Source organism: Plesiocystis pacifica SIR-1, assembly GCF_000170895.1.
In the GTDB taxonomy this organism is placed as follows: domain Bacteria; phylum Myxococcota_A; class Polyangia; order Nannocystales; family Nannocystaceae; genus Plesiocystis; species Plesiocystis pacifica.
Map to the genome: position 1 here is coordinate 1 of NZ_ABCS01000011.1, position 13,648 is coordinate 13,648.

11 protein-coding genes are annotated in these 13,648 nt (G+C 69.7%); 6 read left to right on the top strand and 5 right to left on the bottom strand.

From position 1 onward, the window contains the following. Window positions 1–1,713, bottom strand: a 1,713-nt coding sequence (locus PPSIR1_RS07540; protein WP_157595296.1) for a tetratricopeptide repeat protein, incomplete at its 3' end; no start/stop codon positions are given. 302 nt (window positions 1,714–2,015) lie between these two features. Between PPSIR1_RS07540 and PPSIR1_RS07545 the strand changes: the two genes are divergently transcribed. After that, a complete protein-coding gene (locus tag PPSIR1_RS07545) occupies window positions 2,016–2,882 on the top strand; it encodes a decaprenyl-phosphate phosphoribosyltransferase (protein ID WP_045115584.1) in 867 nt (288 codons plus the stop codon). 17 nt (window positions 2,883–2,899) lie between these two features. Here the strand turns inward: PPSIR1_RS07545 and PPSIR1_RS07550 are convergent, their stop codons facing one another. Both PPSIR1_RS07550 and PPSIR1_RS07555 read right to left on the bottom strand, forming a co-directional pair. Further along, window positions 2,900–4,114: a succinylglutamate desuccinylase/aspartoacylase family protein gene (locus PPSIR1_RS07550; protein ID WP_006970424.1), complete on the bottom strand. Its 1,215-nt coding sequence runs from the start codon at window positions 4,112–4,114 to the stop codon at window positions 2,900–2,902. Between the two features lie 54 nt (window positions 4,115–4,168). After that, window positions 4,169–6,088 (bottom strand): CBS domain-containing protein, encoded by a 1,920-nt coding sequence (locus PPSIR1_RS07555; RefSeq protein WP_006970425.1) that lies wholly within the window; start codon window positions 6,086–6,088, stop codon window positions 4,169–4,171. Between the two features lie 162 nt (window positions 6,089–6,250). Here PPSIR1_RS07555 and dtd point away from each other — a divergent pair, with 162 nt between their 5' ends. The 5 genes from dtd (at window position 6,251) to PPSIR1_RS07580 (ending at window position 10,997) form a co-directional block, all read left to right on the top strand. Beyond that, window positions 6,251–6,703: a D-aminoacyl-tRNA deacylase gene (dtd, locus tag PPSIR1_RS07560; RefSeq protein ID WP_006970426.1), complete on the top strand. Its 453-nt coding sequence runs from the start codon at window positions 6,251–6,253 to the stop codon at window positions 6,701–6,703. A gap of 170 nt (window positions 6,704–6,873) precedes the next feature. Next, window positions 6,874–8,277 (top strand): right-handed parallel beta-helix repeat-containing protein, encoded by a 1,404-nt coding sequence (locus PPSIR1_RS07565; protein WP_157595297.1) that lies wholly within the window; start codon window positions 6,874–6,876, stop codon window positions 8,275–8,277. Window positions 8,278–8,282: 5 nt separating this feature from the next. Further along, window positions 8,283–9,080, top strand: coding sequence for a formylglycine-generating enzyme family protein (locus PPSIR1_RS07570; protein ID WP_006970428.1), 798 nt, complete (start codon window positions 8,283–8,285; stop codon window positions 9,078–9,080). Window positions 9,081–9,121: 41 nt separating this feature from the next. Continuing rightward, window positions 9,122–9,445 (top strand): divalent-cation tolerance protein CutA, encoded by a 324-nt coding sequence (gene cutA / locus PPSIR1_RS07575; protein ID WP_006970429.1) that lies wholly within the window; start codon window positions 9,122–9,124, stop codon window positions 9,443–9,445. A 19-nt stretch (window positions 9,446–9,464) separates the two neighbouring features. Beyond that, a complete protein-coding gene (locus tag PPSIR1_RS07580) occupies window positions 9,465–10,997 on the top strand; it encodes a metallophosphoesterase family protein (RefSeq protein WP_006970430.1) in 1,533 nt (510 codons plus the stop codon). An 80-nt stretch (window positions 10,998–11,077) separates the two neighbouring features. On the opposite strand, the gene PPSIR1_RS07585 is transcribed toward PPSIR1_RS07580, so the two are convergent. After that, window positions 11,078–11,350: a hypothetical protein gene (locus PPSIR1_RS07585; protein ID WP_006970431.1), complete on the bottom strand. Its 273-nt coding sequence runs from the start codon at window positions 11,348–11,350 to the stop codon at window positions 11,078–11,080. Between the two features lie 8 nt (window positions 11,351–11,358). Then, complete coding sequence (locus PPSIR1_RS07590) at window positions 11,359–13,626, bottom strand: prolyl oligopeptidase family serine peptidase (RefSeq protein ID WP_006970432.1); 2,268 nt, start codon at window positions 13,624–13,626, stop codon at window positions 11,359–11,361. Window positions 13,627–13,648: the final 22 nt, after the last annotated feature.

Here is a 13,648-nt window from a genome sequence, read left to right on the forward strand (position 1 = left end):
CACGCGGCCGACGGCGAACAGGCGGTTGGCGTGCTCGCGCATCACCGTCGCCGAGTGGGGGTAGCGGCCGCGCAGATCCTCGATCCACGCCAGTGCGGCCAGGGCGAGCCCGTCCTGGCCGAGCTCGTCGAGGCGCGCGAGCTCGATCAGCGCGTCGTCGGGGGCGAGCTGGGCGGCCTCTTCGACCAAGGCCTCGGCGCGCCGGTTCAGGCCCAGGTTGGCGTTGGCGTAGGCCAGCTCGATGAGCATCTGGGCCACGAGCGCGGCCTCGTGCCGGGCCTGCTCGGGCGAGGCGGGCTGCCCGGGCCCCTTCCCCGCCAGCCGCTCGCGGCCCCGGGCGACGCCCGCCTCCAGGGCCTGGCGGGCCCGGGCGGGGTCGTCCTCGGCGAGGGCCAGGAACAGGGCGCTGCGCGTCGAGGCCGAGGCCGCGTGGGCCGCTCGGGCGGCGTCCCGGGCCGTGAAGTCGTCGGCGCCGAAGGGCGCGATCCAGTGGTAGAGCTCGGTCAGAGCGACAGCGTCGGCCCCCTGGCGACCGTCGCCGCTGGGCAGGGCGAGGCGCTCCTTGTTGGCGTAGGTCCGCTTGGCTTCCTTTTCGGCGGCGGCCTCGAACAGCTCGAGCAGGGACTCGGGGGCCTGCTTGCGCAGGCGCTCGGCGTCGGCGTCCGGATCCTCCTCGATGCTCACGTCGAGGCCCTTGGGGTTGACCGCGGCGACCGGCAGGGCCCCCTTGGCCACGGCCGGCGAACCGACGATCTGCGCGCCCTCGAGGGGCGCCCCCTTGGCGTCGCTGACGCGCGCGAACAGCCCCCAGGAGCCGAGCTCGCAGCCGACCTTGACCAGCACGCGGTTCCAGCCCGCGTCGAGCTCGACGGCGTAGGCCTCCTGCCAGGGCGTGGGTCGGCGGTAGGCCCTCCCCTCCCCGACCAGCGCCTCGTTCACCCACACCTTGTGGGCCCCGCCGGTGCCCATGTGGAGCACGGCGCGGGTCTTCTTGGGCACGCGGATCCACGTGGTCGCGTAGGCGGTGACGTACTCGTTGGGGCGCAGGAACTCGTCGAAGGACAGGTAGCCCCCGGCGAGGGTGTTCTCGGCCTCGTAGGCCTGCCAGGCCACGGGCTCGCCCACGCGCTTGCCGTCGGCGAAGCTCTGGCCCACTTCGTAGGCCTCGCGCTCGGGCCCGTAGGCCTGGCCGTGGCCCCCGCGGTTGCCGTTGTCGAAGGGCCCCGCGACCTGCCACGAGAGGATCCGACCGTTGTCGGCGTAGGCTTTCCAGGCCTGCTCGAGCTCGCCCGCGTCCTCGTGGAGCTGGGCGCGCCCGTCGGCCGCCACGGCCCGGACCAGCGGGTGGCGCTTGCGGTCGTCGCGGACGCCCTCGACGAAGGCGACGAGCTCGTCCCGGGGCAGCTCCCCGCCCAGGGCCGGGACCAGGCCCAAGAGCGCGAGGGCTGCGCGGTGGTCCTTGCCCTTGGCCTCGTCGAGGATCGCCTGGCGCCGCTCGAGCTCGCGTCGCCAGCGGCCGGGATGGCCCGCCTCGGCGTCGAGCACCCCTGGGGTCCACAGCGGCGCGGCGAGGTCCGTAGTCGTGGCGGAGGGAGGTCCCGAGTCCCCCGTCGTCGGGGGCTGGGCGCCGAGCAGGGAGAGGCAGGCCAGGCTGAGGAGGCCGGCGGCGCTGCGGGGGAGTCGAGGGCGTGCGGGATCTGCGAAGGGGCTCACGGGCGCGGTTCGTCTCGGGTGGGCGCCGCGCAAACGCTCGAACCCCGCCATTCTTTCTACCGGGGTTCGCCGTCGACGCGGCGAGCCATGATGGAGGATCCCAGCCCAGCTGTGTAGGGCGGCGAGTGCCAGGGATCCGCCCGGGCGCCCGGGCGGCTCGGGAGATCCCCCACTTTGGGCCCACCAACGAGAGCAAAAGGGGTGATGGAGAAGGCCGCGGATCGCCCGTGACTGGCGAAATGCCCCGCCCAGACTCGGAAGGCGTCGCCTTCGCCCACGCCGGCTGCTAGCCTCCGCCGACCGTGTTCCTTGGCTTGCTCAAGACCTTGCGGCCCAAGCAGTGGATCAAGAACGGGGCCGTCCTTTTCCCGCTGATCTTCGGTCAGCTGCTCTTCGATCTCGACGCCCTGTGGCGCGCCTTCGCGGCCTTCGGCCTATTTTGCCTGGTCTCGGGCTGCGTCTACGTCATCAACGACATCGTCGACGTCGAGAAGGACCGGGCGCACCCCAAGAAGAAGCACCGCCCCATCCCCTCGGGGACGCTGCCGCCGAAGGTCGCGCGCAACTTCACCATCGGCGCGGTCCCGCTGGCCCTGGTCGCCGCCTTCTTCCTGGCGCCGTGGTACGCCGCCGCCCTGGGTGGCTACTTCACCCTGAACATCCTCTACTGCTTCTACACCAAGAAGATCCCCTACCTGGACGTGGTGTCCATCGCCACGGGCTTCGTGCTCCGGGTGCTCGCCGGGGCCCTGGTCATCGCCGTGCCGGCCTCGCCCTGGCTGCTCATCGTGACCGCGCTGCTGGCCATGTTCCTCGGCTTCGGCAAGCGCGCCCACGAGCTGGCCCAGTCCGGCGCCAAGACCCGCTCGGTCCTCGCCCACTACTCCGAGGGCGCGCTGCGGTGGATCCTCCACACCCTGGCCCTGCTGACCGCCGTGGTCTACGGGCTCTACACCCAGAGCGACCACGTGGCCGCGACCTTCGGGGACGCGCCGCTGATCTACACCCTGCCCTTCCCGATCATCGGCATCCTGCGCTTCATCCACCTGGTGACCTCCCGCCCGGACGCGGAGAGCCCCACGGAGGAGATGCTCAAGGACTGGCTGTTCATGGGCAACTTCGTGATCTGGCTGGTGATCACGGTCGCCGTCCTCTACTGGTTTGGTTAGGCCGGCGCGACGGGGCTTCAGTCGCCGTCGCCGAAGCGAGCGTTGGGGCGCTTGCCGCGGGCGCCGCTCTCGATCTGCCGCCGCCGAGTCAGGCGCATGCTCCCGCCGTCGCTCAGGTCTCGGCGGAAGCCCATGAGCCGCAGGGCGTCCTTGATGGGCCCGCGCTCGGCGAGCTGGCGGGCGAGGCCGTAGACCTCGACGGCGTCGCCTCCGGACTGGGTGGGATCGCCGTCGTGGGCGAGCCCCGGGACGTAGTCCAGCAGCCGATCGACCCCGAGCTCGCGCAGACCCGCGGCGAGCTGCATGCGCCGGGGGCTCAGGTCTCGGGCCAGGAAGAAGCCGTCCTCGCCCTGGCCCTGGTACAGCGGCATCAGCATGCGCGCGGCGTAGGGCGAGTGGATGTGCCCCTCGCCGTCGGCGGCCAGGCGCTGGCCCCTGCGCACGGGCTGGAAGTTGTGGAAGCCCGGATCCATGCGGAAGCGGTCCTCGGGCACGATGGCGTGGCGGTAGACCAGCTCGACCGCGGCCGGCAGCCCGTCGGCGGCCTCTTCCAGGCGCGCCTCGAAGCTGCGCAGCTCGGGCACGTCGGCGCGCTCGAGCACGCCCGCGCGGACCATGGCGATCCACACCGCCGCGGCGTGGTTCTCGACGGTCCGCGGGTCCTCGTGCTGGCCGGCCTCGAAGCCCACGGCGATGTGCCCCCGGTCGGCCAGGTAGCCCAGCAGCGTGCCCTGCACGGCCTCCTCGAGCCCAAAGATGATGGGCGCGCGGAGCTCGAGGGCGATGGGGCGGTTGCGCAGGGTGTCGGCGATGACCGAAAAGGGCGGGCCCTCGGCCGAGAAGCTGTGCAGGTCCATGACCACCAGGGGGTGGTCGTAGGCCTCGTCGAGCTGGTTGAAGATCCGCAGCAGCTCGCGCTGCTCGATGTCCTCGGGGCTGCCCTCGTCGTCAGCCTGGGCGAGCAGGGCCTCGAGGTGATCGGGGTACCAGCTGCGGTTGAGGTCGCGGTCGAGGAAGCGGACGTCCTGGCGCAGGGCCCCGAGGTTTCCGCCCAGGGCGATGAAGCGGCCGCGCAGGCGTTCGCGCAGACCCGGGCGGCTGTCGAGCTCGGCGAGCACGCGCTGGAGGGCGAGCACGCCCGAGGGCTCGTTGCCGTGGATGCCCCCGACGACGACCATGGTGGGTCCGGGCAGCCCGCCCTCGACGACCCCCAACCAACGATCGACCGCCATGCCCGAAGGCACGGCGACCCTGTCTGCTTGGCTCGGAGAGCTCGAGTCCAGCACTCACCCTCCCCGCAGGTAGTTCTCGAGCAGCTTGCTCGACACCGCGATGAGGTCGTGCTCGGTCACGATACCCACCAGGCGGTCGCCCTCGACCACCGGCAGCGCCGCGATGTTCTTGTCCCGCATGATCTGGAGACACTCGAGGGTCGAGGTCTCCGGCTTGATCGTGATCGGGTCGGCGCGCATGATGTCTCGCACAGCCACCTTCTCCGAATCTGCCCGACTCAGGTGGCCGCGAGCTACCAGACGTAACACGGCCCGGTGAGAGATCAAGCCGACCAGCTTGCCCTCGTCCTCGACGGGGACGTGGCGGATCCGCTCCCAGTCCATGAGGCTCGCCGCGAGATCGACCAGATCCTCGGGGTGGACCGTGAGCAGGTCCGTGGTCATGAATTGGCCGACTTGGAGGTAGTTCTCGCGGACGTCGCTGACCTTCTCGTAGGCGGCCAGATCCCACGCGGAGACCGGCGACTTGGCCTGCTGCTGCTCGAGCATGGCGTTGACCAGCGCGCGGGACCGCGTGTCACGGGGCGCGTTGGGCGGCATGGTCGAGATCGAGCGCATGGCCCAGCTCGCGCCGGTTTGGTCGCGCCTAGTGCGCTCTTCGACCACGCCGAGGTAGCGGTCGATGTCCGCCGAGGCGATGTTCGATCGCTCGAGCCCCTCGCGGGCCATGGGCAGGAGCTCGGCGAGGATCAGATCGCGGACGCTGTGCTCCTTGCGATCGAACCAGGTCACCCGGGCGTCGAGGCCGTAGCGCGCGGCCGAGAAGAAGTTGTGCTTGCAGTCGTCGAAGTCCATGGCCTCGCGGACGTCGCCGACCTGGTCGCTGACCGAGGCCATGAGCCCAAAGTAGAACGCGGCGCTGCCGACCTCGTCCGCGGTGCTCGGCCCGGCCGGGAGCACGCGGTTCTCGATGCGCAGGTGCGGGATGTTGTCGGCGACGCCGTAGCAGGCCCGGTTCCACCGGTAGACCGTGCCGTTGTGCAGGCGCAGGGCCTTGAGCTCCGGGGCCTTGCCCTGGCGCAGGGCCTCCATGGGGTCGCCGTCGAGGGCCGTGGACAAAACCACGCGAAAGCGCGCGATGTCTTCGCGGAAGATCTCGACGACGCCGTCGTCGACCCAGCGCTCGCCAAAGCCCACGCGCGGCCGGGCGTTGCGGGCCTTGTGGGCCTCGTTGCGGGTGTCGACGGAGTGGTGGAAGAGCGCGACGCGGGTCTCTTGCCACAGCCGCTTGCCCATGAGCACGGGCGAGTTGACCGAGGTCGCCAGGATCGGCGCGGTCACGATCTGGGCGAGGTTGTAGAGCGAGGCGAAGTTCTCGGCCGAGACCTGGAAGTGGACCTGGAAGCTGGTGTTCGCGGCCTCGAGCATCACGTTGTCGTGGTGCAGCTCGAGCTCGTCCTTGCCCTTGATGAGCACGTGGAAGTCCTGCCCGCCGCGCATGCGCTGCATCGCCCTGTTGAGGGCGTAGTAGCGGGGCATGGGGGTCATGCTGTCGAGGCCCAGATCGGGCTTGCGCAGGGTCGGGAGGATGCCGCACAGCACGATCTTGGCGCCGTGCCGCGCCGCGGCCACGCGGGCCACGTCGACGACCTCGTCGAGCTCCGTATGCATCTTGCTGAGGCAGTCGCCGTCGAAGGTCAACGGCGAGAGGTTGGCCTCGAGGTTGAACTGGGCGAGCTCGGTGGTCAGCCGGTCGTCCTTGGCGGTCTCGAGCACCTGGGGGCCGACGCAGGCCGCCGAGAGCGTGTCATCGACGAGGAACATCTCCTGCTCCGCGCCGATGCGGCGGATGCCCTTTTCGATCATCCCGCTCTCGATCATCTCTTCGAGCGCATGCAGATCGGCGAGGATCGCCCGCATGAAAGACCTGAGCGCCGCGTCGTCGCCCGCTTCCTTGACCTTGTGTTCGCCCATGCTCGATTACGGTACGCACACGGGTGGGGGCCGTGCAAGCTGCGAGATTGGGCCTCCCAAACAATTCTCTGACCTGTCGCACGCCCCTCGGGATGAGCTCGATTCACCCGTAGAGCCAAGGCCAGTGGCCTGTCCCAATGACCAGCGCGTACCATTTCGACCATGAAGACCGTGCTCCAGCGGGTCACGAGGGCGGCCGTCCAAGTCGACGGCGAAGTGGTCGGCAGCATTGACAAGGGCATCGTCGCTCTGGTTGGGGTCGAGCGCGGCGACACGGAGGCCGACGCCCACATCACCGCCCGCAAGATTGCCGGGCTGCGCATCTTTCCAGATCGCAAGCCCATGGACCTCAACGTCATGGAGGTCGGCGGGGGCGTCCTGGTGATCAGCCAGTTCACCCTCGCGGGCAACGTCCGCAAGGGTCGGCGGCCGAGCTTCGACCGGGCCGAGGACCCCGCGCGGGCCGAGCCGCTGTACCTGGCCGTGGCCGAGGAGCTGCGCGCTCGGGGCATCCCGGTGGCCACGGGCCGCTTCGGCGCGAACATGGCCGTGGACCTGATCAACGACGGGCCCGTGACCTTGATGATCTTCACCGAGGGCGGGGCCATTGTCTGACTCCGCCTCTCCCCTGCGCGGCGTATGGACGCGGGTCTTTGGCGTGGCCCTGGTCGTCGCGGCTTGCTCGCGACCCCACCGAGGCTCGTCTGATTCCCGACGAGTCGTGGTGAATGTGATGCCAGTTTTTCGAACTGTGCACTTTCGTGAACGAGGGCATATTGTTCGGCGTGACTGCAGTACTGGGTTCACGACGGGGTCCTGGGGGCAGCGGGTGCCTGTTGCTGTGCGCCTTGATCGGGTCGGCGTGCGCGGGTGCGCGAGACGAAGGGGGCACGGACGAGGCCGACGGCCAAGGGGACGAGTTTGGGGGGTCGCAGGAGTGCGAGCCGGATCCGCGAGGAACCGAGCCCGAGGTCGCGCTCCCGAGCCCGCACGAGCAGCTCTACGAGCTCGAGCTCGACACCTGGGGAATCTCGAACGCGGGGGGCGACCCCGTGGAGACGCGGACCCGCATGAACGAGGCCCTGGCCTGGGCCCTCGACAACGGCTTCGAGGGGGTCCGCATCCCGGCGGGCACCTACCGCGTGGGCGAGAAGACCTCCGACATCTACACCGCGGGCATCGAGCTGCCCGGCAGCATGGATCTGATCCTCGACCCGGGGGCGACCCTCGAGATGGCGCCGAACGACACCTGGAACTACTGCGTGGTCGCGGTCCGTGGCCTCGAGGACGTCCGCATCGCGGGCGGACGCATCGTCGGGGATCGGGACGAGCACAGCTACGGCGGCGCCGACGACGAGGGGCACGGCGTCTGCGTCGAGGGGGCGAGCAAGCGGGTGCTCATCGAAGACATCGAGCTCACCAAGCTCACCGGGGACGGCGTGCTCATCGTCGGTCAATCGGAAGCGGGCAGCTGCGAGGACATCACGATCCGCAACAGCGAGCTCCACGAGAACCGGCGCCAGGGGGTCTCCATCGTCGGCGGTATCCGGGTGCTGATCGAGGGCAACGAGATCCACCACATCCACGGAACCGCGCCGCAGTTCGGCGTGGACATCGAGAGCCTCTCGTTCACGTCGAAGGACATCATGATCCGCGACAACAGCTTCCACGACAACCAGGCCGGGGACTTCGTCAACACCGACGGGACCAACGTCTGGTTCCAGGGCAACACCCTCGACCAAGGCGACGTGACGGATCAGGTCGACGGCCCGATCGTGTTTTGGAAGCGGACGGATCAGACGATCCGCGACAACGTCGTGATCATGCACTCGCCCACGGTCAACGGGCTGTGGGGGGTGATCGGCTACACCAACGACGACGAGCCGCGGGCCAACCCCGTGCCCAACTACATCGAAGACAACGTGTTTGAGGGCGGCGGGATTCACCTGGCGCGGAACCACGGCAACGCGGTGATCCGCGCCAACCAGATCGACGGCTGGATGATCCTCGGCAGCCGGCTGTCCTGCCTGAGGCTGAGCGACAACGCGGTCAACAAGGCCGAGGGCGAGTCCTACAAGTTCCGCGAGGTCCAGGGCGTGGCGTCGGGCAACCTGCTCAACGGGGCCCCGGTCGCGCTCCCGATGTCGGATGACGCCCCCTTCACCAACTCCCCTCCGCACCTGTGGTGAGGCCGATGACGCGCAAACTGAAGGTCCTGGTGGTGAGCCTGGTGCTCGCGGCGTGCGGGCAAGACGGCGCGGCAGGCTCGGGGGACGAGGCCACGCTCCCCCCCGAGGGGGGCCTGTGTCCGGCGGGAGACGGCCCCGCCATGGTCCGCATCCCCGAGGGGTGCATCGACTCCACGGAGGTGACCCGAGCCCAGTACCAGGCCTGGCTCGAGGCGGGGCCCGGGACGGACGGCCGCGCCTCGGCGTGCGACTGGAACCAGAGCTTCGAGCCCACCTGCGGCTGGCCGCCCGGGTCGAACCCGGACAAGCCCGTGGTGTGCGTGGACTGGTGCGACGCGGCGGCCTACTGCGAGGACGCGGGCAAGCGGCTGTGCGGGGCGATCGGCGGCGGCGCCTACGACTGGGAGGCCTACGACGATCCGCTGGTGAGCGAGTGGCACGCGGCCTGCTCTTCGGGCGGGAGCTACGACTACACCTACGGCAACGACCACGATCCCGCGGCTTGCCGGGGCGCCGACGAGGACATGTGGGCCTGGGTCGACGTGGGCAGCCTGTCCGGCTGTCAGTCTCCGGATGCGGCCTACGCGGGCGTGTTCGACCTGAGCGGAAACGTGCTCGAGTGGGAGGACGCGTGCGCGGGGTCGGGCTCGGCCGCCGACGCTTGCCGGGTCCGCGGCGGGGGCTTCAACTACGGGGGCCCCGGCCTGCGCTGCGACATGGGCGGGGGGCTCGAGTGGGCCCGCAGCGAGGTGCACGTGGGCCTCGGCTTTCGCTGCTGCGCGACCCCCGAGCCGCCCGAGTAGCGCGAGTCGCCTGAGTCGCGCGAGCTGGTAGGCTCCCCGCCATGCCCGACGCCGCGCTCCGCGTACTGCTGTGCACCGCCCCGGAGGCCGAGGCCCCTGCCCTGGCCCGGACCCTGCTCGAGGCCCGGCTGATCGGCTGCGCCAACTTGCTCCCCAAGGCGCGCTCGCTGTACTGGTGGGAGGGCGCGATCCAGGACGACGCCGAGGTCCTGATGGTCATGGAGACACCCGCAGACAAGGCGCCAGCGGCCATGGAGGCCCTCGCGGCCGCCCACCCCTACGAGGTCCCCAAGATCCTGTGCCTGCCCGTCGAGGCCGTGAACGCGCCCTACCGCGCCTGGCTCGAAGCAGCCTGTTCGTCCTAGTTCGGGCTATGCTCTGGGCGTGCACGACATCGTCGTCGTCAGCGATCTGCACCTCGGCCGGGGCAAGAACGCCGAGACCGGGCGCTACCACGAGCTGGAGGCTTTCTTCTACGACGAGGACTTCCACAGCTTCTGCGCGTGGCTGCTCGACGACGCGACCAAGCGCAACGTCAACCTGCGGGTGATCCTCAACGGCGACGCCTTCGACCTGCTGCGCATCGATCGTCCCCCGCGCACGCCCGAGGCGACCATCGTCGAGCGCCGCTTTGGCCCGGTCATGACCCCCGATCGGGCGGCCCGGGACATCACCGAGATCCTCGACGGCCACCCGGTGTTCGTCGACGGCCTGGCGATGATCCTGGCCGCGGGCCACGAGCTGATCATCTTGCCTGGCAACCACGACGTCGAGATCCAGTGGGCCCCGGTGCGCCGGCAGATCGAGCGGGGCATCCTGCGCCGCGTGGCCGAGCGCGTCGCCTCGCAAGAGGGCGACCGCGAGGTCGAGGCCGCCCGGGCGCGGCTGCGCTTCCCGCCGTGGTTTTGGCACGAGCCCGGCCGCTGCTGGATCGAGCACGGCTGCCAGTACGACCCCGAGAACGCCTTCCACTACTACCTGCGCGGCGACCTGGCCGACGCCCCCCGCAAGGTCCACGAGGCCGAGTACGACATGCCGCTGGGTAATTTTTTCCAGCGCTACCTGTTCAACGGCTTCGGCGCGATCACCTTCATCGTGCCCAGCACCCGGGCGCACACCCGCTACGCCAAGTGGCTGGTCAGCAACACGCCGCACCTGATCACCCGGGTGGTGCTGAGCCACGCCCGCTTTTGGCCGCAGGTCATCCGCCGCATCGCCCGGAACCAAAAGTACGCCCGCAACGCTCACCGCGAGGCCCACGAGCAGGCCCTGGCCGAGCTCGCCGAGTCCTCGGGGCTCGGCGATGACCTGAAGGCCATCGACTCCTTCAAGGAGCGGGGCGCGAGCGCGGTCGAGGCCGTGTCGACCCTGACCCGCCAGGTGCTCTCGGTGCTGCTCGGCGTCGTCGCCCTGGCCGGGTTGGCCTTTGGGCTGTGGTTCGCGGGCTTCCACGCCATCGCCGAGATCAAGGGCGGCTTCATGTTCAAGGCGATGCTGTTCCTGATGCTCGACTTCGCGTTCTTGATGGCGGCGATCTTCGGCATTGGCTGGGGCCTGTTCCGCTCGCCCCGCGAGGCCTCGAGCCCCCTGCGCCGGGCCGCCCAGCGCATCATCGAGCGCATCGACGTGCCCATCGTCTGCTTTGGCCACACCCACGACGAGGTCCTGTGGCGCATGCGTCGACCCAGCGGCGGTCCGGCCTGGTACTACAACACCGGGACCTGGCTCGCGGTGTTCACCCACGACGTGCTCTTGCCCCGCGAGCGCGTGCAGTTCACCCACCTGCGCATCCACGGCCACGAGGCGGAGCTGCTGTACTGGAGCCCCGGGCGGCACAAGGCCGTGCCGGTGATCTTGCTCGACGAGCGCAACCCCCAGGCCGAGCCGCGGCGCCAGGCCAACGTCGAGCCGCGCTAGGGGTCGCTCCGTGAGCTCCGAGGACCCTCGCCAGCGCCTCGCCACCGAGCGCGAGGCTGCCCGGGTCGAGGCGAACAGCTCTACTCGGACCGGCTGAGGCGCCAGTGGCCGACGAGCTGGATGGCCACGCCCGTGGGCACGAGCAGGATCATCACGCACAGCAGGTAGGCCAGGAGGTGACGAAGGTCGGCGCCCTCCCCCGCCATGGAGGTGATCCAGGCCAGGGTCCAGTCGAAGATGTTGTCCTCGCCGATGACCCACACCAAGGGCACGACGAAGACGGCGGCGACGCTCAGACCGGTGAGAGCCTTGGGCACCGCCGCGGCCCGTCGCTGCATCTGCTCGACGCCCATGGGGCTGCTCAGAAGCCTTCCGGCAGCTGGAAGTCGAGCTGGGCCTGGAGGAAGCCCCACAGGTCCGCCCACTCCTCGATCTGCTTGGCCGTGGGCTTGCCCGCGCCGTGGCCCGCGTCGGTGTCGATGCGGATCATGACGGGCTTTTCGCCCACGTGGTTGGCCTGCAGCTGGGCGGCGAACTTGTAGCTGTGCGAGGGCACGACGCGGTCGTCGTGGTCGGCGGTGTAGACCAGCGTGGCCGGGTACTCCGTGCCCGCTTTGATGTTGTGGTAGGGCGAGTAGGCGTGCAGGGCCGCGAATTCCTCGGGGTCGTCGGCGCTGCCGTAGTCGCTGACCCAGGCCCAGCCGATGGTGAACTCGTGGAAGCGCAGCATGTCCATGACGCCGACGCCGGCCAGGGCCGCGCCGAACAGGTCCGGGCGCTGGGTCATGGTCGCGCCCACGAGCAGGCCGCCGTTGCTGCGCCCGCCGATGGCCAGGTGGGGCGCGCTGGTCCAGCCCTCGTCCACGAGGTACTCGGCCGCGGCGATGAAGTCGTCGAACACGTTTTGCTTGTCGAGCTTGGTGCCCGCGACGTGCCACTCCTCGCCGTACTCGCCCCCGCCGCGCAGGTTGGGCTGGGCGTAGAGGCCCCCCATCTCGAGCCAGACCAGGTCCGGCACGCTAAAGCGCGGGGTCAAGGAGATGTTGAAGCCGCCGTAGGCGTAGAGGTAGGTGGGCGTGCTCCCGGACGGCTGGAGGCCCTTTTTGTGGACCAGGAACATGGGCACCCTGGTGCCGTCCTTGCTGGTGTAGAACACCTGCTTGGTCTCGTAGCGGCTGGGGTCGAAGGCCAGCTTGGGCTCGCGCCACAGCTCGCTCTTGCCGGTGGCGATGTCGTAGCGGTAGATGGTGTAGGGCCGAGTGAAGCCCATGAGCCCGTAGAAGGTCTCCTTGGTCTTCTTGGGGTCCCCCTTGCCGCCGAAGCCGTAGACCGTGGCGATGGACTCGGGCAGGGTCAGGGTCGACTCGAGCTTGCCGTCGAGGCCGTGGACGCGGACCTCGTGCTTGGCGTCGACCATGTACTTGGCGAACAGCTTGCCGCCGGTGTAGTTGGCCGAGGCGAGGGTGTGCTCGGTCTCGGGGATGACGTCCCTGGCGGTGAAGCGGGCCTTGGGGTCCTTGGCCCGGGCCTTCTCGAAGGCGTCGACGTCGATCTCGATGACCTTGCCCTTGGGCGCGTCCTTGTTGGTGAAAAAATAGAACTTGCTGCCGACGTTGGCGATGAAGGCGTAGGTCGCGTCGAGCTCGGGGATGAGCTTGACGACCGCGGACTCGGCGATGGGCTTTTTGCCCGTCAGCTTCTTGGGCAGCTTGGCGTAGTAGAACATCGTCCGCACGTCGGTTCCGGCGGACACGTCGATGAGCAGGTACTTGCCGTCCTCGCTGACCCCGCCGTCGAACTGCCAGTCGGGCTGGCTGGCGTCGGCGTAGATCAGCGCGTCCTGGCGCTGCTTTTGGCCCAGGCGGTGGTAGTAGAGCTTGGGGCTCTTGTTGACCTGCTCGTACTCGTCGCCGGCCTTGGGCGGGTCGTAGGCGCCGTAGAAGAAGCCCTCGTTGTCGGGGCTCCACGACACCCCGGTGAACTTGCTCCACTCGATGAGGTCGGGCAGGTCCTCGCCGGTCTCGACCTCGCGCACCTTCCAGCGCTTCCAGTCCGAGCCCGCGTCGGACAGGCCGTAGATGACGTGCTCGCCGTCGTCGCTGACCGCGAAGCCGGACACGGCGGTGGTGCCCTCGGCGTTGAGGGCGTTGGGGTCGAGGACGACCTTGGGCTCCCCGTCGAGGCTGTCGGCGTAGTAGTAGACCGACTGGTTTTGCAGGCCGTCGTTGCGGGTGAAGAAGTAGCGCCCGCCCTTGACCCACGGGGTCCCGTAGCGCTCGTAGTTCCACAGCTCCTCGAGGTGCTTGGCGATGGCCCCGCGGCTCTCGATGGTCTCGAGGTAGCCGAAGGTCACGGCGTTCTCGGCCTCGACCCAGGCCCGGGTCTCCTCGGAGTCGATGGACTCCATCCACCGGTAGGGATCGGGCACGGCGACGCCGTGGAGCTCGTCGACCTGCGCGGACACGCGGGCCGCCGGGTAGTCGTAGGCGGGCTTGGGGGCTTGGGACACGGGGGTCTCGGCGACGGGCTGGGGCTCGGGGCAGGTCGTGGTCCCGGAGTCGCAGCTGGCCAGCAGCGCGAGGGGAAGAGCGAGGACGAGGGAGCGAGAGCGGGGGCGGCGCGAGGTCATGGGCGAGGGGCCGCGAGCGGGC

Coding starts and splice junctions, on each gene's coding strand:
- PPSIR1_RS07550 (WP_006970424.1), bottom strand. CDS start 4,114: ATGGCGGTCGATCGTTGGTTGGGGGTCGTCGAGGGCGGGCTGCCCGGA.
- PPSIR1_RS07555 (WP_006970425.1), bottom strand. CDS start 6,088: ATGGGCGAACACAAGGTCAAGGAAGCGGGCGACGACGCGGCGCTCAGG.
- dtd (WP_006970426.1), top strand. CDS start 6,251: ATGAAGACCGTGCTCCAGCGGGTCACGAGGGCGGCCGTCCAAGTCGAC.
- PPSIR1_RS07570 (WP_006970428.1), top strand. CDS start 8,283: ATGACGCGCAAACTGAAGGTCCTGGTGGTGAGCCTGGTGCTCGCGGCG.
- cutA (WP_006970429.1), top strand. CDS start 9,122: ATGCCCGACGCCGCGCTCCGCGTACTGCTGTGCACCGCCCCGGAGGCC.
- PPSIR1_RS07585 (WP_006970431.1), bottom strand. CDS start 11,350: ATGGGCGTCGAGCAGATGCAGCGACGGGCCGCGGCGGTGCCCAAGGCT.
- PPSIR1_RS07590 (WP_006970432.1), bottom strand. CDS start 13,626: ATGACCTCGCGCCGCCCCCGCTCTCGCTCCCTCGTCCTCGCTCTTCCC.